The 20,377-nt window shown below is 65.3% G+C and carries 17 protein-coding genes; 13 read left to right on the top strand and 4 right to left on the bottom strand.

What is annotated here, in order from left to right:
* The first annotated feature begins 212 nt into the window (after nt 1–212).
* The 5 genes from ABWW33_RS03350 to ABWW33_RS03330 all read left to right on the top strand — a co-directional run bounded on the left by ABWW33_RS03350 (nt 213) and on the right by ABWW33_RS03330 (nt 6,237).
* The gene (locus ABWW33_RS03350) at nt 213–635 is read left to right on the top strand and encodes a hypothetical protein (protein WP_176650864.1); all 423 of its coding nucleotides are present in this window, start codon (nt 213–215) and stop codon (nt 633–635) included.
* A 101-nt stretch (nt 636–736) separates the two neighbouring features.
* Nucleotides 737–1,648 (top strand): LysR family transcriptional regulator, encoded by a 912-nt coding sequence (locus ABWW33_RS03345; protein WP_353398840.1) that lies wholly within the window; start codon nt 737–739, stop codon nt 1,646–1,648.
* Between the two features lie 105 nt (nt 1,649–1,753).
* Nucleotides 1,754–3,694, top strand: coding sequence for a serine protein kinase (locus ABWW33_RS03340; RefSeq protein WP_176651261.1), 1,941 nt, complete (start codon nt 1,754–1,756; stop codon nt 3,692–3,694).
* A 9-nt stretch (nt 3,695–3,703) separates the two neighbouring features.
* Nucleotides 3,704–4,846 carry a DUF444 family protein gene (locus ABWW33_RS03335; protein WP_353398838.1) on the top strand — a complete coding sequence of 381 codons (1,143 nt, stop codon included), beginning with the start codon at nt 3,704–3,706 and terminating at the stop codon, nt 4,844–4,846.
* Nucleotides 4,843–6,237, top strand: coding sequence for a SpoVR family protein (locus ABWW33_RS03330; protein ID WP_353398835.1), 1,395 nt, complete (start codon nt 4,843–4,845; stop codon nt 6,235–6,237). The genes ABWW33_RS03335 and ABWW33_RS03330 overlap by 4 nt, the downstream gene beginning before the upstream one ends.
* Here the strand turns inward: ABWW33_RS03330 and ABWW33_RS03325 are convergent.
* Together ABWW33_RS03325 and ABWW33_RS03320 are read right to left on the bottom strand one after the other, a co-directional pair.
* A complete protein-coding gene (locus ABWW33_RS03325; RefSeq protein WP_353398832.1) occupies nt 6,194–7,255 on the bottom strand; it encodes an SDR family oxidoreductase in 1,062 nt (353 codons plus the stop codon). The two genes, ABWW33_RS03330 and ABWW33_RS03325, sit on opposite strands and share 44 nt — an antisense overlap.
* Nucleotides 7,255–8,535: a nucleotide sugar dehydrogenase gene (locus tag ABWW33_RS03320; protein ID WP_353398829.1), complete on the bottom strand. Its 1,281-nt coding sequence runs from the start codon at nt 8,533–8,535 to the stop codon at nt 7,255–7,257. The genes ABWW33_RS03325 and ABWW33_RS03320 overlap by 1 nt, the downstream gene beginning before the upstream one ends.
* A gap of 234 nt (nt 8,536–8,769) precedes the next feature.
* Between ABWW33_RS03320 and ABWW33_RS03315 the strand changes: the two genes are divergently transcribed.
* Together ABWW33_RS03315 and ABWW33_RS03310 are read left to right on the top strand one after the other, a co-directional pair.
* A complete protein-coding gene (locus tag ABWW33_RS03315) occupies nt 8,770–11,157 on the top strand; it encodes an O-antigen ligase family protein (RefSeq protein WP_353398826.1) in 2,388 nt (795 codons plus the stop codon).
* Nucleotides 11,154–11,909 (top strand): S1 family peptidase, encoded by a 756-nt coding sequence (locus ABWW33_RS03310; protein ID WP_353398823.1) that lies wholly within the window; start codon nt 11,154–11,156, stop codon nt 11,907–11,909. The genes ABWW33_RS03315 and ABWW33_RS03310 overlap by 4 nt, the downstream gene beginning before the upstream one ends.
* Before the next feature lie 6 nt (nt 11,910–11,915).
* On the opposite strand, the gene ABWW33_RS03305 is transcribed toward ABWW33_RS03310, so the two are convergent.
* On the bottom strand, nt 11,916–12,533 hold the full coding sequence (locus ABWW33_RS03305; RefSeq protein WP_353398820.1) for an N-acyl amino acid synthase FeeM domain-containing protein: 618 nt from the start codon (nt 12,531–12,533) through the stop codon (nt 11,916–11,918).
* Between the two features lie 245 nt (nt 12,534–12,778).
* On the bottom strand, nt 12,779–13,390 hold the full coding sequence (locus ABWW33_RS03300; protein ID WP_353398817.1) for an XrtA/PEP-CTERM system exopolysaccharide export protein: 612 nt from the start codon (nt 13,388–13,390) through the stop codon (nt 12,779–12,781).
* A gap of 154 nt (nt 13,391–13,544) precedes the next feature.
* Between ABWW33_RS03300 and ABWW33_RS03295 the strand changes: the two genes are divergently transcribed.
* The 6 genes from ABWW33_RS03295 to ABWW33_RS03270 are packed head-to-tail and all read left to right on the top strand — an operon-like array spanning nt 13,545 to nt 20,374.
* Nucleotides 13,545–15,071, top strand: coding sequence for an XrtA system polysaccharide chain length determinant (locus tag ABWW33_RS03295; RefSeq protein ID WP_353398814.1), 1,527 nt, complete (start codon nt 13,545–13,547; stop codon nt 15,069–15,071).
* 9 nt (nt 15,072–15,080) lie between these two features.
* Nucleotides 15,081–15,845: an XrtA-associated tyrosine autokinase gene (locus tag ABWW33_RS03290; RefSeq protein ID WP_176650853.1), complete on the top strand. Its 765-nt coding sequence runs from the start codon at nt 15,081–15,083 to the stop codon at nt 15,843–15,845.
* Nucleotides 15,829–17,358 (top strand): TIGR03016 family PEP-CTERM system-associated outer membrane protein, encoded by a 1,530-nt coding sequence (locus ABWW33_RS03285; RefSeq protein ID WP_353398811.1) that lies wholly within the window; start codon nt 15,829–15,831, stop codon nt 17,356–17,358. The genes ABWW33_RS03290 and ABWW33_RS03285 overlap by 17 nt, the downstream gene beginning before the upstream one ends.
* 12 nt (nt 17,359–17,370) lie before the next feature.
* A complete protein-coding gene (gene wecB / locus ABWW33_RS03280; protein ID WP_353398808.1) occupies nt 17,371–18,513 on the top strand; it encodes a non-hydrolyzing UDP-N-acetylglucosamine 2-epimerase in 1,143 nt (380 codons plus the stop codon).
* Nucleotides 18,513–19,346 (top strand): XrtA system polysaccharide deacetylase, encoded by an 834-nt coding sequence (locus tag ABWW33_RS03275; protein ID WP_176650850.1) that lies wholly within the window; start codon nt 18,513–18,515, stop codon nt 19,344–19,346. The genes wecB and ABWW33_RS03275 overlap by 1 nt, the downstream gene beginning before the upstream one ends.
* Complete coding sequence (locus ABWW33_RS03270) at nt 19,343–20,374, top strand: FemAB family XrtA/PEP-CTERM system-associated protein (RefSeq protein WP_353398805.1); 1,032 nt, start codon at nt 19,343–19,345, stop codon at nt 20,372–20,374. The genes ABWW33_RS03275 and ABWW33_RS03270 overlap by 4 nt, the downstream gene beginning before the upstream one ends.
* Nucleotides 20,375–20,377 lie beyond the last annotated feature (3 nt).

Genomic DNA, 20,377 nt, shown 5'->3' with positions numbered 1-20,377 from the left:
TGTAGAATGGAAATAACGATTTACTACGTTTCGCGTATTGCGTATTAGACAATTTGCCCGTGTGCAAGTATAATGCTGCAATGCGTCGCTGGATTTTTGTCGTTACGAGCTTGAAGTGCTGCGAAAGATGGCCACAAGCGTCTCCTTGGAGTGAATTGCAGGAAGACTTTCCTTACCGTAGTGGCACTGATTTAACCAAGGGTAACTAACATATGGAATTATTCAACAAGTCTGGCGTACTGGTATCGTCTGTCCTGGTGCTGGTCGGAGCGTTGATCGCCTGCCAGGCACAGGAAGACGCGATCCCTTCGCCGACGGTGATCGAGGCCGCCGCGATGCAACTGGGGCCGCAAGGCCAGGCGGCCGCCGAGCGCCGCTTGCAGGAATGGGCCGACCAGGGTTCGCCGGTCGCCCAGCGCGAACTGGCGCTGCGCTACTTATCCAATCCCGCCAAGCGCAGCGAAGCGCGCCAGCTGTTCGAACGCGCCGCCAGCGCCGGCGATGCGCAGGCCGCTGTCGGCCTGGTCGGCATGTACCACGGTGGCGCCACCGGCATGGACACCACCGCCGGCAGTATCAGCACCAGCCGCTTGATCAAGGAAGCCGCCAACGTGAATTACATCGCGCCGCATTAAGCTCAGCGAGCTCCAGCATAGAGCCGTAATACCTCCGGGTGTTGCGGCTTTTTTGTTGCCCGCCTGCTTTATAATTTACAAATACTGAATGGGAGGCCGGAATGGACAGGTTGCGTGCACTGGAAGTGTTCGTTGAAGTGGTACGCAGGGATGGCTTCGCCCGCGCGGCGGAGGCGCTGGACACCTCGCCGGCGAACGTTACCCGCTACATCAGCGACCTGGAGGCGCACCTGCAAACACGGCTGCTGAACCGCAGCTCGCGCAAGATGTCGCTGACGTCCAGCGGCGAGGCGCTGTTCGAGCGCGCCAAGTCCATCCTCGACGACGTGGCCGAGGCCGAGGCCATCGTTTCCTCGGCCACCATGCAGCCGCACGGCCTGCTGCGCATCAACGCCCCGCTCAGCTTCGGCGTGCTGCACCTGGCGCCGCTGTGGGCCAAATTCATGCGGCAATATCCCGACATGCAGCTCGACGTCGCGCTGATCGACCGCGTGGTCGACATCGTCGAGGAAGGTTACGACATGGCGATCCGCATTTCGCGCGCCGGCTCGACCTCCCATGTGGCGCGCAAGCTGGCCACGTCGCACAACATCCTGTGCGCGGCGCCGGAGTACGTCCAGCGCTGCGGCATGCCGATGCAGCCGGCCGACCTGCTGCAGCACACCTGCATCGGCTACAGCTATTCGGCCACGGCCGACGAATGGCAGATCCTCGATGCGAACGGCCAGCCGCAATCGGTCAAGGTGCAGTGCGTAATGCACAGCAATAACGGCGACACCGCGCGCGCGGCCGCGATCGGCGGGCTGGGCGTGATCTGGCAGCCGAGCTTCCTGGTCGGCGCCGACCTGCGCGCCGGCCGCCTGGTGCGCGTGCTGCCCGACTACCACATGCCCGATATCGACGTGCTGGCGGTCTATCCCAGCCGCCGCCACCTGAGCGCCAAGGTGCGGGTGATGATCGATTTCCTCGTGGAAGAATTTTCCGGCATTCCGCCGTGGGACCGAGTCGACTGATTTCCCTACTTATAAATCCGTTTTTTCAATTGACGCAGATCAGACGACCTGCCATCTGTAACGCAGATACTCAAAAGTGCTGACCGCACTGGAGGAACTGTGAAGATGGATGATGGCGAGCAATACCGGGAGCAGTACAGGGAGCAACTGCTGGCCTATACACGACAGCACCGGGCGGGTCACTGGAGCGGCAGCTTTGCCCAGTTCATGGAGCAATTGCTGCCGGCGGCGCCCTGCCAGTTCGCGCGCAGTTCGCACCAATACCTGTGGGACATGTTGTGCTGGAGCGGCCAGCAAGGCGAGGACGGCAAGCTGCGCTTCAGCCTGTTCGCCGACGAGCTGTTCGGCATCGACGACGCGCTGGCGCGGGTGGCCGACTATTTCAAGGCGGCGGCGGCCGGCTCGGAGGTCGGGCGGCGCCTGCTGTTGCTGCTGGGGCCGCCGTCGGGCGGCAAGTCGACGCTGGTGATACGGCTCAAGCGCGGGCTGGAGGAATACAGTTACACCGACGCCGGCGCCTTGTACGGCATCGCCGGCTGTCCGGTGCACGAGTCGCCGCTGCACCTGGTGCCGCACACGATGCGCCCGGGCTTTCGCGAAGGCTACGGCGTCGACCTGTCGGGCGAGCTGTGTCCGCATTGCCGCGTGCGGCTGGAGCAGGAATACGGCGGCGACTTCCTGCGCATGCCGGTCGAGCGCATCTTCATTTCCGAGGCCGGCCGCAGCGGCATCGGCACCTACGCGCCGCACGATCCGAACACGGCCGACATCGCCGACCTGGTCGGTTCGGTCGACCTGTCCAAGGTGGCCGAGTACGGCGACGAGGGCGATCCGCGCGCCTGGTCGTGGTCGGGCGCGGTGTACGCGGCCAGCCGCGGCATGCTGGAGATGATCGAAATCCTCAAGGTCAAGCGCGAGTTCCTCTATCTACTGCTGACCTTGACGCAGGAGAAGAACGTCAAGGTCGCGCGCTTCCCGCTGATCTATCTGGACGAGACCATCCTGGCCCACACCAACCTGGCCGAGTTCCGCAAGTTTTTGCAGGAAAGCGAGAACGAGGGCCTGCTGGACCGGATGGTGATCGTGCAGGTGCCCTACACGCTGAATTACCGCGAGGAGGCGCGCATCTATCACAAGCTGATCCTGGCGGCGGCGCCGGCCTTCCGCAGCGTGCACCTGGATCCGCATGTGCTGCATTCGGCCGCCGTGTTCGCGGTGCTTAGCCGGCTGCACGAGGGCGAGGACCGCGACGGCGAGCTGGCCAGGCGGGTGCGCATCCATGCCGGCGAGGATGTGGACGGCGTGCACCAGGCGGAGGCGCAGCGCGTGCGCAGCAAGGAGAAAGCGCCCGACGAAGGCCTGTCCGGCGTCTCGCCCCGCTTCGTCATCAACGCGCTGTCGAACGCCATCATCCAGTCGCCGCGCAGCAGCCTGACCACGATGGACCTGCTGCTGGCCCTGAAGGACGGCATAGAAAGCGACGCCCGCATCGAGCCGGCGCGCAAGCGCAAGTGGGTCGACTATCTGGTGTTGACGCGCAAGGATTTCTACAACCGCTGGGTCAAGGAGGACGTGCACAAGGCCTTGTTCGTGTCGTTCGAGCAGGAGGTCGAGGAATTGCTGGGCAAGTACCTGGACGAGGTCGAGGCCATGCTGGACAACCGCCAGGTCAAGGACCCGATCACCAGCGAGGAGCGGCGGCCGGACGAGCGCTTCCTGCGCGCGGTGGAGGAGAAAATCCAGATTTCCGATTCCGGCAAGCAGTCGTTCCGGCAGGAGGTGGTGCGCAAGGCGATGAGCGCGTACAAGCGCGGCCAGCGTTTCGGCCTGGGCAGCCATGCGCAGCTGCGCGACGCCCTGCAGCAATACCTGTTCGAGCAGCGGCGCGATGTGCTGCGGCTGGTCAGCTCGGCCAAGCGGCCCGACGACGACGTGCGGGCCAAGATCTCGGCGGTGGAGCGGCGCCTGGTCGACGAATACGGTTACGACAGCCATTGCGCGCGCGAGGCGCTGAATTACGTCACAACGCTGCTGGCGCAGGAATGAGGACCGACCATGCTGCAAGGCCAAGGCGACTGGTACGAACTCTTTTCACGCGGCGCGCGCGACTGGCTGCGGCACAACGACAAGGTGCGCGAGGCGGTGCGCAGCCACTTGCCGGAGATTGTCTCCTCGTCGGACCTGATGAGCGGCACCGGAGCGCGCAGCGTGCAGGTACCGCTGCGTCTGCTTGAGCACGCACATTTCCGCCTGTCCGAGGGCAACAGCCGCACCGCCGCCGGCCAGGGGCCGGGCCAGCCGGGCGACCTGCTGCTGCCGCCGGAAGACGAATTCGGCGAAGGCGGCGCCGGCAATGCCGAAGGTGCGGTGACGCTGATGATGGAGTTCGCCGTCGACGATATTTTGGACTGGCTGTGGGAGGAATTCCAGCTGCCGCAACTGCAGCCGCGCAGCACGGCGGCGCTGGACCAGCCCGAGGTGCGGCATCGCGGCTGGGACAAGCGCGGCGCCCGCTCGCGGCTGGACCGGCGGCGCACCGTCAAGGAGGCGATCAAGCGGCGCGCCGTGCAGCGGACGCCGGCGCCGTTCACCAACGACGACCTGCGCTTCCGCCAGCTGGTGGAATTGCCGCGACCGTCGAGCAACGCGGTGGTGTTCTTCATGCTCGACGTGTCGACCAGCATGACGCAGGCCGAACGGCGGCTGGCCAAGACTTTTTTCTTCCTCGCGCTGCAGGGCTTGCGGCGCCGCTACCGCCACGTGGAACTGCGTTTCCTGGCGCACGCGGCGCGCGCGTGGGAATTCAACGAGCGCGATTTCTTCGAGGTCAGCGGCATGGGCGGGACGATGGCGTCGACCGGCTTCCGTCTGGCGCAGTCGCTGCTGCAGGCGCACTATGACACGGCCAGCTACAACAGCTATCTGTTCTACGCGTCCGACGGCGACAATTTTTCCGAGGACCGCGTGGCGGCCAGCCAGCTGCTCGGCCAGCTGGCGAAATGCATGAACTACATGGGCTATGTCGAAACCCTGCCCGGCATGCCGCGCATGCTGGAAACCGAGATGGGACGGATGTGGAAGGAGCGCGAGCGCCAGGGCTTGCCGCTGTCCAGCGTGGTGCTGACCGGCGGCGAGGACGTGATCGCCGCGCTGCGGCAGTTCCTGACGCGGCAGGCCGGCGCCGAGGCTCAGGCATGAGCACGCTGCAAGACTACGCGCCGCAGATCGAACAGCTGGCCGGCGAGCTGGGCCTGGAATATTACCCGGTCGATTTCGAGCTGGTGCCGCAGAATTTCATGCTGGAGATCGCCGTCTACGGCGTGCCGGTGCGCATGCACCACTGGTCGTTCGGCCTGCGCTACATCCACCAGCTGCTGCACCAGAACATGGGCCATTCGCGCATCTTCGAGGTGATGTTCCCCGGCGACCCGTGCCGCGCCTACCTGATGAACAACAACAGCCTGGCGGAAAATACACTGGTCACCGCCCACGTCATCGGCCACGCCGACTTCGTGCGCAGGAACGCCCTGTTCGAGCGCTTCATGAAGATGGCGGGCGGACACATCCTGGAGCAAAGCGCGGCGCGCGCGCACCGGCTGGAAGAGGCGCTGGCGCGGCACGGCCAGCGCAAGGTCGAGGCCGTGCTGGACGCGGCGCTGGCGCTGGAGCCGCACATCGATATCAACCAGGAACTGTACCGCGCGCCCTACCCCGATGCGGACGCGGCGGCGCCGGCGCCGCCGGAGCCCGGCGCGTTCCAGCGCCGCTATCAGTCGCTGCCCGGCGAATCGCCGCCGCCGCCGAGAACGGGCGGCCGCCCCACCCTGCCGCCGCATGCCGAGCATGACCTGCTGTGGTTCATCGCCCGCTACGCGCCGGAGATGCAGGACTGGGAGCGCGACATCTTCCTGGCCGTGCGCGAGGAATCGTTTTACTTCTACCCGGTGCACGCTTGCCAGATCATGAACGAAGGCTGGGCCTCGTACTGGCACGCGCGCCTGCTGCGCGAGGCGGAGTTCCTGCCGCACGCGTTGTACCTGCAGGCGCTGGCGGCCCATTCGGACGTGGTGCGGCCGTATGCCGGCGAGCAGCAGCTGGCGTTGGCGGTCAATCCCTATCACCTGGGCTTTTGCATGTGGGACCGCATCGTCGAAAAGCGGGGACTGGAGGAGGCGCGCCGCATCTGCGCCGAGGAGGACGACTTCGGCTTCATCCGCAACTACCTGGACGCCGAGCTGGCCGGGCAGCTGGACCTGTTCACCTACCAGGTGCGCAAGGATGGCGAAACCCGCGTGCTAAGCCGCGACCTGCATGACGTCAAGGAAGCGATCCTGGCGCCGAAGTACAACTACGGCGCGCCGCGCATCGCCGCCGAGCGGGTGCAGGACGACGGCAGCCTGATCCTGCGCCACGACCATGCCAGCGACGGCCGCGGCCTGGACCTGGCGCAGGCCGAGCAGGTGCTGGACTACGTGGCGCGGATCTGGCGCAGGCCGGTCAGCCTGCACACGGTGGATTTTCGCGGCGTGGGACGGGTCCTGACGATCACCCATCCAGCTGCTCAACATACCAGCGCAAAGCCTGCTTGAGGCCCCGGCGCAGGTCGTGGGTGGGCGCGTAGCCCAGCAGGTCGCGGGCCTTCGAGATGTCGGCCTGCGAATGGCGCACGTCGCCGGCGCGGAACTCGCCGTACTGCGGCTGGTAGTCGCGCAAATGCGGATACTCGTCGACCAGCAAACCCTGCAGCATCAAATACAGCTCGTTCAGGCTGGTGCGCGCGTTCAGCGCGACGTTGTAGACCTGGTTGACGGCGGCCGGGTGCTCGGCCAGCGCCGCCAGCAGATTGGCCTGCACCGCGTTGGCGACGTAGCAAAAGTCCCGGCTGCTCTCGCCGTCGCCGTTGATCACCAGCGGACGCCGCTCTATCATCGCCGCGATCCATTGCGGGATCACGGCGGCATAGGCGCCGGCCGGATCCTGGCGCGGACCGAACACATTGAAGTAGCGCAGGCCTATCGTCTCGGTGCCATAGCAGCGCGCGTAGACGCCGGCGTACAGCTCGTTGACGTATTTGGTCAGCGCGTACGGCGACAGCGCGTTGCCGACGTGCTGCTCCTGCTTGGGCAGCGCCGGATGGTCGCCGTAGGCCGCGCTGGAGGCGGCGTACACCAGGCGCCGCACGCCGGCCAGCCGCGCCGCGTCCAGCACATTGAGGTAGCCGCCGATGTTGATGTCGTTGCTCAGCAGCGGATCGTCGATCGAGCGCGCGACCGAGCCCAGTGCGGCCTGGTGCAGCACGAAGTGGGCGCCGTCGCAGGCCTGGCGGCAGGCCGCCGGGTCGCGGATGTCGCCCTCGATCATCTCGAAGCGGCGCCAGGCGACGACGCCGACGGCGTCCCTGACCTGGTCCAGGTTGTGGCGGTAGCCGGTCAGGAAATTGTCCACCCCGACCACGCGCTGCCCCAGTTCCAGCAAGGCTTGCAGCAGGTTCGAGCCGATGAAGCCGGCCACGCCGGTGATCACCCAGCGGTACTGCTCCTGTTCCAGATGTTCGCGCGCGGTCTGGTAGCTGCTGGCGGCCGGCGTGCCGTTTTCATAGTCGGACATCACAGCCTCCATACGCTGAGGCCGCTTTCGCGCAGCGCCCGCTCGTCGAATTGCGATTTGAGATCGATGAAGCAGCCGGCCGCCACGATCTTGTCCTGCATCTGCTGCAGCGGCCGTTCGGCCAGTTCGCGGTGCGCCACGGCGCTGATCATCGCTTCGGCGCACGGCAGCTCGTCCCAGCTTTCCAGCTTGACGCCGTATTCGTGCATGGCCTCGTCGGCGTCGGCCACCGGATCGTGCACATGCACCTGCAGCCCGTAGGATTCCAGCTCGCGTATCATGTCGGCCACCTTGGAGTTGCGCAGGTCCGGGCAGTTTTCCTTGAACGTCAGGCCCAGCACGTTGACGCGGCAGCCCTTGAGCTTGAAGCCCGCCCGCACCATCTGCTTGACGGTTTTCTCCGCCACGAACTTGGCCATGTCGTCGTTGATGCGGCGCCCCGCCAGGATCACGTGCGGATGGTAGCCCAGCATCTCGGCCTTGTGCGTCAAATAATATGGATCGACGCCGATGCAGTGGCCGCCGACCAGGCCGGGGCGGAACGGCAGGAAGTTCCACTTGGTGCCGGCCGCCTGCAGCACTTCCAGCGTGTCGATGTCGAGCCGGTCGAAGATGATGGCCAGCTCGTTCATCAGCGCGATGTTCAGGTCGCGCTGGGTGTTTTCAATGACCTTGGCCGCCTCCGCCACCTTGATGCTCGAGGCGCGGTGCACGCCGGCGTCGACCACCTGCTCGTACAGCACCGCCACCCGCTCCAGCGTCTCGGCGTCGTCGCCGGAAACGATTTTGCGGATCGACGCCAGCGTGTGTTCCTTGTCGCCGGGATTGATGCGCTCGGGCGAGAAACCGACGTGGAAATCGCGCAGCCATTGCAGGCCGGAACATTGCTCCAGCACGGGGATGCAGATTTCCTCGGTCGCGCCCGGATACACGGTGGATTCGTAGATGACCACGGCGCCTGCTTTCATATGCCGTCCCACCGACTGGCTGGCGCTGACCAGCGCCGAAAAATCCGGATTGTGCGCGCTGTCGACCGGCGTCGGCACGGCGACGATGATGTAGTCGGCCTCGCTGAGCGCGGCCGGGTCGCAGCCCATTTCCAGCCAGCGCGACGCGGCGAACTGCGCGGCGTCCACCTCGCCGCTAGGATCGATACCACGCCGGTAGTTGGCTACTTTGCGCGCCGACAAGTCCACGCCGATGGTGCGGCGCCGGGTTCCAAACGACACCGCCAGCGACAAGCCGACGTACCCCAATCCAACCACGGCAACCACTTCCATTTGACACCTCGCATGTGAGCATTAAATTAAGTCTTTGCCGATTCTACGGAGCGCACGGGAGGCGGCTGTTGAGATGGCACAAACGCGTACCGATTGCGCGGCAAGGCGATGCCGTTTGCGGCGTATCAACGAGGTGGAGCGTCAGAGTTCCTACTCTATGCATTCCACAGGCCAGGGAGAGCTTCATGTCGCGTGTCTTGTTCGTAGCAGTGCGGTCGGCGCGGTAGCCGCCTTATGCCCTTGCGTCTGCAACTGACCAGGACGATGTCGCTGGTGTTCTTCGCCGGCTTCGTGTTGGCGGCGGGCGTGTACCCGTTGCGGGACAGCTGGCTGCCGGCGATATTGCTGGCTTATGGCGCGCTGCTGTGCTGGCGTCCCGCGCTGTGGCTGCTGGCCTTGCCGGCATTGTTGCCGGCGGTCGACCTGGCGCCGCATACCGGCTGGTTCTTTCTCGAGGAAATCGATCTGCTGCTGTTGCTGACGGCGGGCTTTTGCTATTGGCACCTGACGCCGGCGCGCCTGCCGCGCTTTCCACCGCTGTTCACCGTCAGCCTGGCGCTGCTGGTGGCGGCCTGCGGCATCGGCCTGTGGCGCGGGCTGCAACCGCTGCCGGCCATCGACGCCAACGCCTTCAACAACTATCTCAGTCCCTACAATGCGCTACGCGTCGGCAAGGCCTGGCTGTGGGCACTGATATTGCTGCCGCCGTTGAAGCGCGCCGCCGGCCCCGGCCTGGAAGGATTGCAGCGGCTGCTGGTGCCCGGCATGCTGGCCGGCTTGCTGCTGGTCAGCTGCGCCGCGATCCATGAGCGCATGCTGTTCCCCGGCCTGCTCAATTTCGCCAGCGACTACCGCATCACCGCGCCCTTCTCCGCCATGCACACGGGCGGCGCCGCGCTGGACGGCTATCTGGCGCTCAGCTTTCCCCTGCTGGCCGCCTGGCTGCTGGGCCGGCAGTCGCCCGCGCGCCAGATGGCGGCGATGGTCCTGCTGCCGCTGGCCTTGTACGCGGGTCTGGCCACGTTTTCGCGCGGCCTGTACCTGGCCTACGCGCTGGCCTTCGCGATCCTGCTGGGCGTGCCGTTGAGCGCCAGGCTGCGCGAGGTCGGCGCGGTGCGTTTCGCCCGCCGCTACTGGCGGACCGCGCTGGCGCTGTTGCTCGTCGTGCTGCTGCTTGGATGGATGCTGGACCTGGTGTTCCGCAGCAGCGGCTACCGCGGTTTCGGCGCCGCGCTGGCGCTGCTGGCCGCCACGCTGCTGCTGTCGGCACAGGCGTTGCGGCCGGCGGTGCTGATCTGCGGCCTGGTCTGCGGACTGGCGCTGGCCGGTTTGCTGGCCTGGCTGCTGCCCGTGGTCGACCCGCCGCTGGCGTTGCTGAAGCCGCCCTATCTGCTGTTCATCTGCTCGGCGCTGGCGTTTGCCGCCGCCCTGCTGCGCGCGCGCGTCATGCTGCCGCTGGCGGCGATCGCCTTTGCCGGCCTGCTGTTCAACGCCGCCTGGATCGCCTACCACCACGCCGGCGAACCGACGCTGATGCCGAGCGCGGGCTTGCTGCTGATGGCGGTGTCGCCGGTGGCCTTGAATCTGGCCCGGCGCAAGCCCTTGTGGCGTCCGACCCGGCGCCTGCTGTCCCACGCGCTGGCCGGCGCGCTGGTGCTGGCGGCGGTGGTGCCGATCGTAAATGGCTACTACGTCGGCGAACGCTTCGCCACCACCAGCGGCGACCTGGCCACCCGCATGCGGCACTGGAACAGCGTGCTGGCCGTCATGGACGACGACCCGGCCACCGTCCTGCTGGGCGCCGGCCTGGGGAAATTTCCGTCGCTGTATTTCTGGCGTAATCCGGTGCACGAAGTGCCGCCCGCCTACCGCTACCTGGATCAGGCCGGCAATCGCTACCTGCGCCTGGCCACCGCCGACTATCCCGCCGGCTACGGCGAGATGCTGCGCATGCTGCAGATCGTCAAGGTCCAGCCCGCCACACCCTACCTGCTGGCCGTGGACGTGCGCAACGGCGGGGCGCCCGCCTTCCTGCACGTCAATCTGTGCGAACGCCAATTACTGTATCCGCAGGGCTGCGTCGCCATGCCCCTGCGCCAGATCGGCGGCGCGCCGGCCTGGCAGCGCCTGCAATTCGCCATCGCGCCAAGCGAGCTCGGCCGCGATGGCGCGCCGGTGCAGTTGGAGATCTCCACCGAAGGCGAGCACGCGGCGCTGGATATCGACAACGTCAGCTTGCGCAGCGCGGTGGACCATCGTGAGCTGGTCCGCAACGGCGACTTTTCCGAAGCGAACACCTGGTGGTTCTTCAGCAGCGACCACCACCACCTGCCCTGGCACGTCAAGAACCTGGGCCTGAACCTGTATTTCGAAATGGGCTGGCCAGGACTGCTGGCCTACGCCGGCATGCTGGGCAGCGCCTGCGCCGCGCTGCTGCGCCGTAGCCGGCCGGCCGGCCACGGCGTGCCGCCGGCGGTCTGGCTGGCTTCGCTGCTGGCGTTCCAGGCGGTCGGCCTGTTTGACAGCCTGTTCGACGTGCCGCGCATCACGCTGCTGTTCATGCTGGTGCTGTTTGCCGCCGCCCTGAGTCCCGCCACGCCGCCACGGAGTGTACGATCATGAAACTTTTGCCCTTGCTGCCGTTGTTGTGGTTGGGATTGTGCGCGCCCCCTGCCGCCCATGCAGACGAGCTCAGCCATACCATCGAAGTCGTCAAGCCTTCGGTGGTCGGCATCGGCAGCTTCGTCAAGACCCGCAGCCCGGCGCTGTCGTTTGTCGGCTCCGGCTTCGTCATCGGCGACGGGTTGACGGTCATCACCGCCGCCCACGTGGTCAACGACCTGCTGCAAACCGGCCAGGGCGATACGCTGGGCATCCTGCTGCGCCAGGGCGATGGCGCGCAGTTCCGCTCCGCCACCGTCAGCATGATCGACAGGGAACACGATCTCGCGCGCCTGCAGGTGCGCGGCACGCCCATCCCCGCGCTGCAGCTGGGCGATTCGACCAAGGTACAGGAAGGAAAATCGCTGGCCTTCATGGGCTTCCCGCTGGGCATGGTGCTCGGCCTGCGCCACGTCACCCATCGGGCGACGGTGTCGGCCATTACGCCGGTGGTCATGCCCGCGCTCAGCTCGCGCCAGCTGGACGTCAAACAGCTGAGCCAGCTGGCCAAGCCGACCTACGCCGTCTTCCAGCTCGACGGCACGGCTTATCCCGGCAGCAGCGGCAGCCCGTTGTTCGACCCGGACAACGGCAAGGTGATCGGCATCGTCAACATGGTGTTCGTCAAGGGTGTCAAGGAGACGGCGATCACCGCGCCCAGCGGCATCACCTATGCGATTCCCGCGCAGTTCATCGGCGAGATGGGCCGGTAAGCCATGTCAAGTCTTGCCCGCCAGCAGACGGCCGGTAATACCCGGCTCGTCCCACGTCGGGAAGAAATATGGATAGAACGAACGCTCGGTGCTGTCCTGCTCCATCAGCCCGCCGAACTTGCGGATCTGCTCGCCCATGTAATCCAGTTCCAGGCGCAGCAGCACAGCCGGCGCGCCGACCCGCGTGCAAGGCCGTTCGCCGCCAAAATCGCGGAAGCCCAGCATGCGCTTGTAGAACATCACGTGACGGGGATTTACCTCGATCACGTAATCGGTATAACCATGGATGTTGTGGGCGTAGATGTAGGAAATGTGTATCAGCGCGGCAAACACCCGCTTGGATACGCCCTTGTCGATGGCCAGCCGCGAAGGCTCGCACAGGCGCCGGTTCTGGCTTCGCAGTTCGTCGAGCTTGTCGCGGAAATTTTCGTCGGCCGGCAGGCCGACTTCCTCGTTGTCCAGACACAACGACATGGTGCCTACGGTCTGTCCACCGGTTTCGGCAAACAGCGTGATCTTGTTCAGGGCATGGACGGCATTCGGATCGACCGAATAGCCGCGCCAGCCGTACATTTTCTTCAGTAGCAGGCTGGCGGCTTCGCGCCGTCCCTGCGAGTTGGCCATACGAATATGAAAAATTTGCTGATCTATGGTGTGGTCCAATTCCACCTCTTTCTTGCCCTCGCCGACCACTAGGTCGCGCAGGCCTGGACTCGCTTCGAATGAAACTATGGCGTCGTCATGTTGCACAATTGGCATCCTGTCAGGTCTGTCGGCCAGCTGTCGGCAAAGGACAAACTGGGCTCATGCTCTTCAGACCTGCTGCTGAGACAGAAAGTTCCCCGAAAATTGAAATATTTTTTTGCCGGTCAGAACCAGCTCTCCGGGATCACCAGCACGTCGCCGGGCAACACATTGACGTTGGCGGAAATATCGCCGTCGCGCAGCAAGTCCTGCAGGCGCACCGGCACCTTTTGCTGGGCCCCGTTCACCGTACGGATGAGACTGGCTTTGTTGCCGGCGGCGAAGTCGGTGATGCCGCCGACGGCGATCAGCACGTCCATCAGCGACATCCCCTGGCGGTAGGCCAGCGCCTGCGGCTTGGCGGCCTGGCCGATGACGCGGATCTGCTGGTTGTACGGACCGACGAAGCTGGTGACGATGACGGTGGCCATCGGCTGCTGGATGTATTTTTCCAGCGCCTTCTCGATGTCGCGCGCCAGCTCGGTCGAGGTCTTGCCGGCAGCCTGCAGGTCTTCCACCAGCGGCGTGGTGATCTTGCCGTCCGGCCGCACCGGCACGCTGACCGAGACCTCGGGATTGCGCCAGACATTGATGTTGACGACGTCGCCGGCGCCGATCAGGTAGTCCCGCTGCACGGGCGGCGGCTCGTCTTGCGGCGGTAGCGGTTGGTGCGCGCAGCCGCACAACAGCAGCAGCGTCAGCAGGGAGGAAGTGAATGGGCGGGTAAATGAATACATGGGGGATCTCGCTGGAATAGGCAGGATTCCATGATTCAGAAAACCCGCCCACCTCTGCTTGATCTGGCTCAAGCACTGCACAGTTAATAAAAAATCCAATTTTGTCGGTCATATAATTTGACTTCCGCAGCCTTACAACTGGAGCAATCGGACCATGGAACAGATGATTAACCAGCTGTTAATCAGCTTGCAGGGGATATGGAAATATCGCTGGCAGGCGATCGCCGTCATGTGGCTGGTGGCGATATTGGGCTTTGCCAAAGTGGCGATGCTGCCCGACGATTATCAAACCTCGGCGCGGGTATTTGTCGACACCCAGAGCATATTAAAACCGCTGCTGTCGGGGATGACCAGTGTGCCCAACGTCGAACAGCAGGTGTCGATCATGAGCCGCACGCTGCTGAGCCGGCCGAATGTCGAACGGGTCATGCGCATGGTGGACCTGGATATTAACGCCAAGACCCCGCGCGATCACGAACAGCAACTGGACGAATTAATGAGCAAGATAAAAATCGGCGGCACCGGTAATTACGACATTTATACCATCACATATAACAACCGTAATCCCAGGCTGGTGCGCGACGTCGTGCAGTCGCTGCTGACGATATTCGTCGAGGGCAGTTTCAAGGGAAAAAACGGCGAGCAGAAAAAAGCCGTCCAATTTATCGACGACCAGATCAAGGCCTACGAGGATAAATTGATCACCGCCGAAAACCTGGTCAAGGAATTCAAGCTTAAAAATAATGGCGTGCTGCCGCGCCAGGGCGTCGACTACAGCAACCAGCTGATGCAGTCGTCGGACACGCTCAACACCGCGCGGCTGGAGCTGGTGGAAGCCGAGCAGGCGCGCAACGCCATCCGCAGCCAGATCAGCGGCGACGAGCCGGTGCTGGGCGCCGACCTGAATCCGGCCAGCATCGACAATCCCGAGATCGACGGCCGCATTTCCGCGCTGAACAAGAACCTCGACGCGCTGCGCATGCAATATACCGAGCTGCATCCGGACATCGTCGCCGCCAAGCGCCTGATCGCCCAGCTGGAGGCGCGCAAGGTCGAGGAGAGCAAGCTCAAGCCGTCCGGCGATCCCGGCAAGAACTACAGCCCGATGCTGCAGCAGCTGAAGGTGGCGCAGACCGAGGCCGACGCCAAGGTGGCGGCGATCAGCGCCCGCGTGCAGGAATACGCGGCGCGCCACCAGCGCCTGCTGGCCCAGGCCAACGCGGTGCCGGAGATCGAATCGGAGCTGTCGCAGCTGAACCGCGATTACCTGATCAACAAGGACAACTACGAAAAACTGATCGGCCGGCGCGAGGCCGCCAAGCTGTCGGGCGATCTCAGCTCGACCACCGACATGATGAGCTTCAAGATCATCGACCCGCCGACCGTGCCGCTGACGCCGATCGGACCCAACCGGCCTCTGCTGTACAGCCTGGTGCTGGGCGGCGCGCTGCTGACCGGCGTGGCCACGGCCCTGCTGATCAGCCAGGTCAGGCCGACTTTCCTCAGCCCCAGCGAGTTGCGCGAGCGCACCGCCCTGCCGGTGCTGGGCACGGTCTCGATGAACTGGACCGAGGCCGAGAAAGTCAAGCGCAAGCGCGGCCAGTACCTGTTCGGCGGTGCCCTGTCCTGCCTGTTCGTGGCCTATGGCGGCGTGCTGGCGATGACCTTGCTGCGATACTAGGAGAAACGGATGGATCAAGCCAACGATCAGTTAGTGCTGCGCAACGGCGCGGCGCGCTATGTCGATATCAACCTGGAGCGGCTCAACAAGCTGGGCATGGTGACGCACGACGGCGGCCGCACGGCGGTGGCCGAGGATTTCCGCATCATCAAGCGGCCTCTGCTGCGCAACGCGCGCGGCGACCACGATGTCGCGCCGCTGCGGCATGGCAACCTGATCGTCGTCACCAGCGCGCTGCCCGGCGAAGGCAAGACGTATTGCGCGGTCAACCTGGCGATGAGCATCGCGATGGAAATGGACATCACCGTGCTGCTGGTCGACGCCGACGTGGCCCGGCCGTCGGTGCTCAAGGTGCTGGGCCTGCCCGCCGAGCCGGGCCTGATGGACATCCTGCTGCGCGAGCAGACCGAGCTGTCGGACGTGATCCTGAAGACCAACGTGGCCACGCTGAGCATCCTGCCGGCCGGCCGCGCCAACAAGCACGCCACCGAGTTGCTCGCCAGCCGCAGCATGAGCCGGCTGCTGACCGAGATCGCCGAGCGCTACGCCGACCGCATCGTCATCTTCGATTCGCCGCCGCTGCTGATGACCACCGAGGCCAGCGTGCTGGCCGCGCAGATGGGCCAGATCGTCATGGTGGTCGAGTCCGAGACCACCACCCAGCACGCGGTCAAGGAAGCGTTGCGGCAGATCGAGCAATGTCCGAACGTCAGCCTGATCTACAACAAGAGCAAGTCGTTCCCGGGCGGCGAATACTATGGTTATTATGATTAACCTGGCTCCGCGCGGCGCTCCTTACCAGCTGAGCATATTAGTACTGTTGAGTTTGCCAGCAGCGGCGATTCCGTCCGAGTGGACCGTCATTCCATCGCTGCGCCTGCGTGAAACCTACAGCGACAATATGAACCTGGCGCCGGCGGGCCAGGCGCGCAGCGAATTCAGCACGGAAATCACGCCCGGCATCGCGATCAGCACCAACGGCCCGCGGCTGAACCTGGCGCTTGACTACTCGCTGCGCCAGGCGTTCTACACGCGCGAGGCCGACCGCCGCACCCAGCAGCTCGATGCCGGCGGCCACGCCCAGGTGCTGCAAGACTGGCTGTATCTCGACGCCCGCGCCAGTATCAGCCAGCAGAACATCTCGGCCTTCGGCCCGCAGCAGATCGATACGCTGCAGGTGACCGGCAACAGCAACACGGTGCGCGCCACCAATATCAGCCCGTATCTGCAGCACTATTTTCACGGCCTGGCCACCGCCCGGCTGCGCTACGACTACGATCGCGTGACCAGCGGCAGGCTGCTCAGCGTGCGCAGCGACCGCACCAACCTGCAGCTGACCGGCGACAACGGCGGCCAGGGCTGGAACTGGTCGCTGTCGGCCGACCGCCAGAACATCGACGACGCGGCGCTGCCCAAGGTCACCATGAGCGACACCACGCTGACGCTGAGCTATCCGTTCAACAGCCGGCTGTCCGGCTTCGTCACCGGCGGCTACGAAAAAAACGATTACCACACCAACGGCACCCAACCGGAGGGACGCCACTGGTCGGTCGGCGCCAACTGGACACCGTCGCCGCGCACCAAGATCGCCGCCAGCGTCGGCCGCCGCTTCTTCGGCAACACCTACAGCCTGGATGCCGACTACCGCATGCGCAGCATGTACTGGACCGTCAGCTACAACGAAGACATCACCACCACCCACGGCGAGTTCCTTAGCATCCCGCCAACCGGGCTCAGCGATTTCCTGTACCAGTTGTGGGCCACCCGCATCCCGGATCCACAGACGCGCCTGCAGACCATCAAATTGTTCCTGCTGGTCTCGCAGATGCTGGGACCTAACGGCAACGTCAATTTCTTCAGCCACCGCTACTATCTGCAGAAGGACTTGAAGCTGGGCACCGTCTACAGCACGCCGCGCAGCGCGCTGGCTCTGACGCTGTCGAACACCCGCCGCACCGCCCAGACCAGCAGCGCCATCGACAGCCCGCTGCTGGGCCCGGACGAACTGGCCTTGGAAGACCACACCCGCCAGAGCGCCGCCCAGGCCGGCTGGAACTGGCGCATGTCACCGCGCAGCAACGTCACCGTGGGCGCCAGCCTGAGCCGCGTGGAATCGCTGAGCACCGGCCGCTCCGACCGCAACGCCGCCGTGACCGTGGCGCTGACCCAGCAACTGGCGTCCAAGGTCAGCGCCAGCGTCGACCTGCGCCATATCCGCCACACCAGCAACACCGGCGGCAACTACCGTGAAAACGGCATCGGCGCCTCCGTCTCGATGGCGTTTTAAATGGAGTCCACCATGTCCGCCCCTGCCCGCATCGTCTGTGTCGTCGCCGCCCGCCCCAACCTGATGAAGATGGCGCCCATCCTGCGCGCGCTGAAGCAACCCGAGCATCATCTGCAGGCGGTGCTGGTGCACACCGGCCAGCACTACGACAGCGACATGGACGGCCAGTTCTTTGCCGCGCTGGGCATGGCCGCGCCGGATTACGAGCTCAAGGTAGGCTCGGCCAGCCACGCGGTGCAGACCGCCGAGGTGATGCGCCGCTTCGAGCCGGTGCTGGAACAGTCCGATCCGGCCGCAGTGCTGGTGGTCGGCGACGTCAACTCGACGCTGGCCTGCGCACTGACGGCGGCCAAGATGAATATCCCGGTACTGCACGTGGAGGCCGGCCTGCGCAGCTACGACCGCGCGATGCCGGAGGAAATCAACCGCATCCTGACCGATCAGTTGTCGACGCTGCTGTTCACCAGCGAGTCCAGCGGCATGAGCAACCTGCTGCGCGAAGGCGTGGACCCGGCGCGCATCCATTTTGTCGGCAACGTCATGATCGACACGCTGCAACAACAGCTGCCGCGCGCCACCTCGGTAGCCGACGTGCTGCGCCAGGCGCACCTGGCCGGTTTCCTGGAGGACGACGCACAATACGCGCTGCTGACCCTGCACCGGCCATCCAACGTCGACGATCCGCGCCGCCTGCGCGCGCTGATGGAAACCATGGTCAGGCTCAGCGCCGACCTGCCGGTGCTGTTCCCGCTGCACCCGCGCACGCGCGACATGCTCAAGCGCCACGAGCTGACCGGCCTGCTGCAGACGCCGCGCATCGCCTGCCTGCCGCCGCAATCCTACCTGGACATGCTGGGCCTGATGAAGCATGCGCGGGTGGTGCTCACCGATTCCGGCGGCGTGCAGGAGGAAACCACGGCGCTGGGCGTGCCCTGCCTGACCTTGCGCGAAAACACCGAACGGCCGGTCACCGTCACCGAGGGCAGCAACGCCATCGCCGGCCGCGACCCGGCCGTGATCCTGGCGCTGAGCCGCGACATCCTGCGCTACGGCGGCAAGGCCGGCCGCATTCCGCAATTCTGGGATGGCCATGCGGCCGAACGCATCGCCGGCCACATCGCCGGCTGGCTGGCAAACGAGCGGGAGCGCGGCTGATGCGCAACGCCCTGTCCATCGACGTCGAAGACTATTTCCAGGTCTCCGCCTTTGCCGGCCACATCGACCGCGCCGACTGGGACCGGCTGCCGTGCCGCGTCGAGCACAACGTCGACCGCATCCTCGGCCTGCTGGACCAGCACCACACCCACGCCACTTTTTTCACGCTGGGATGGATCGCCGAACGCTACCCGGCGCTGGTGCGCCGCATCGTCGCCGGCGGCCACGAGCTGGCCAGCCACGGCTACGCCCACCTGCGCGCCAGCGAGCAGACGCCGGCCCAGTTCGCCGACGACATCGTCCGCAGCAAGCATTTGCTGGAGCAGCTGTGTGGCCTGGCCGTGCTCGGCTACCGCGCGCCCAGCTTCTCCATCATGGAAGACAACCTGTGGGCGCTGGACAGCCTGCGCGAGGCGGGCTACCGCTACAGTTCCAGCATCTATCCGATCCAGCACGACCACTACGGCATGCCCGGCGGCAGCCGCTTCGCCTGGCGCCCGCGCGGCGACCAGGGCGTGCTGGAGCTGCCGGTCAGCACCGTGCGCATGCTGGGCCGCAACTGGCCGGCCGGCGGCGGCGGCTACTTCCGGCTGTTGCCGTACGCGGCCTCGCGCTGGGCCTTGCGGCGCATCAATTCGGCCGACGGCCAAGCTGGCATATTTTACTTTCACCCGTGGGAACTCGATCCCGGACAGCCCAGGCAGCGCGGCATCGCGCTCAAGACCAGGTTCCGCCACTACCTCAATCTGCACCGGATGGAGGCACGCGTGGCCCGCCTGCTGACCGACTTCCACTGGGGCCGCGTCGATCACATCTTTCTGGGGACAGCATGAAGCAATGGAGTGTCGGCACGATGGGGCCGCAGGATCGCGCGCGGTGGGATGCCTTTGTCCAGCGCTGCCCGAGCGCCACCTTCTTCCACCGCGCCGGCTGGCAGCGCGTGATCGAGGAGGCCTTCGGCCATCCCACCTGGTATTTGGTGGCCGAGTCCGAAGGCCGGATCGGCGCGATCCTGCCGCTGGCGCAGGTCAACAGCCGCCTGTTCGGCAACACCCTGTGCTCGCTGCCGTTCTGCGTCTACGGCGGGATCGCCGCGCTGGACGACGGCGCCGCCGCCGCGGTGGACCAGGCCGCCCAGCAGCTGGCGGCGCGGCTGCGGGTGGACCATCTCGAATACCGCCAGCTGCAATCGACGCACGCCGACTGGCTGCACAAGGACCTGTACGCCACGTTCCGCAAGCCGCTGCTGGCCGACAACGAACGCAACATGCTGGCCATCCCGCGCAAGCAGCGGGCGATGGTGCGCAAAGGCATCGCCGCCGGTCTCACCAGCGTGATCGACAACGGCACCGAAGACTTCTTCAACAATTACGCCACCAGCGTCCACCGGCTGGGCACGCCGGTCTTCAGCCGCCGCTATTTCCGCCTGCTGCAAGAGCAGTTCGGCCAGGACTGCGAAGTGCTGACGGTACGCCATGCCGGCAAGCCCGTCTGCTCGGTGCTGAGCTTCCATTTCCGCGAAGAAGTGCTGCCCTACTACGGCGGCGGCGGCGATGCCGCGCGTGTACTGGCCGGCAACGACTTCATGTACTGGGAGGTGATGCGCCGCGCCGCCGAACGGGGCTGCACGCTGTTTGACTTCGGCCGCAGCAAATACGGCACCGGCGCCTTCGCCTTCAAGAAGAACTGGGGCTTCGAGCCGCAGCCCCTGCGCTACGACTACCAGCTGCACCGCGGCAAGCGGCTGAAAGACGTGCAGCCGCTCAATCCGCGCCTGCAAGTGCTGATCAAGGCGTGGCGTTTGATGCCCTTGTCGCTGGCCAACGCCATTGGTCCGCACATCGTGCGCCAGCTGGGATAGCGC

The sequence above is a fragment of the Duganella hordei genome, from assembly GCF_040369125.1.
Lineage (GTDB): Bacteria > Pseudomonadota > Gammaproteobacteria > Burkholderiales > Burkholderiaceae_D > Rugamonas > Rugamonas hordei.
This window is presented reverse-complemented; position numbering and strand designations above follow the sequence as displayed.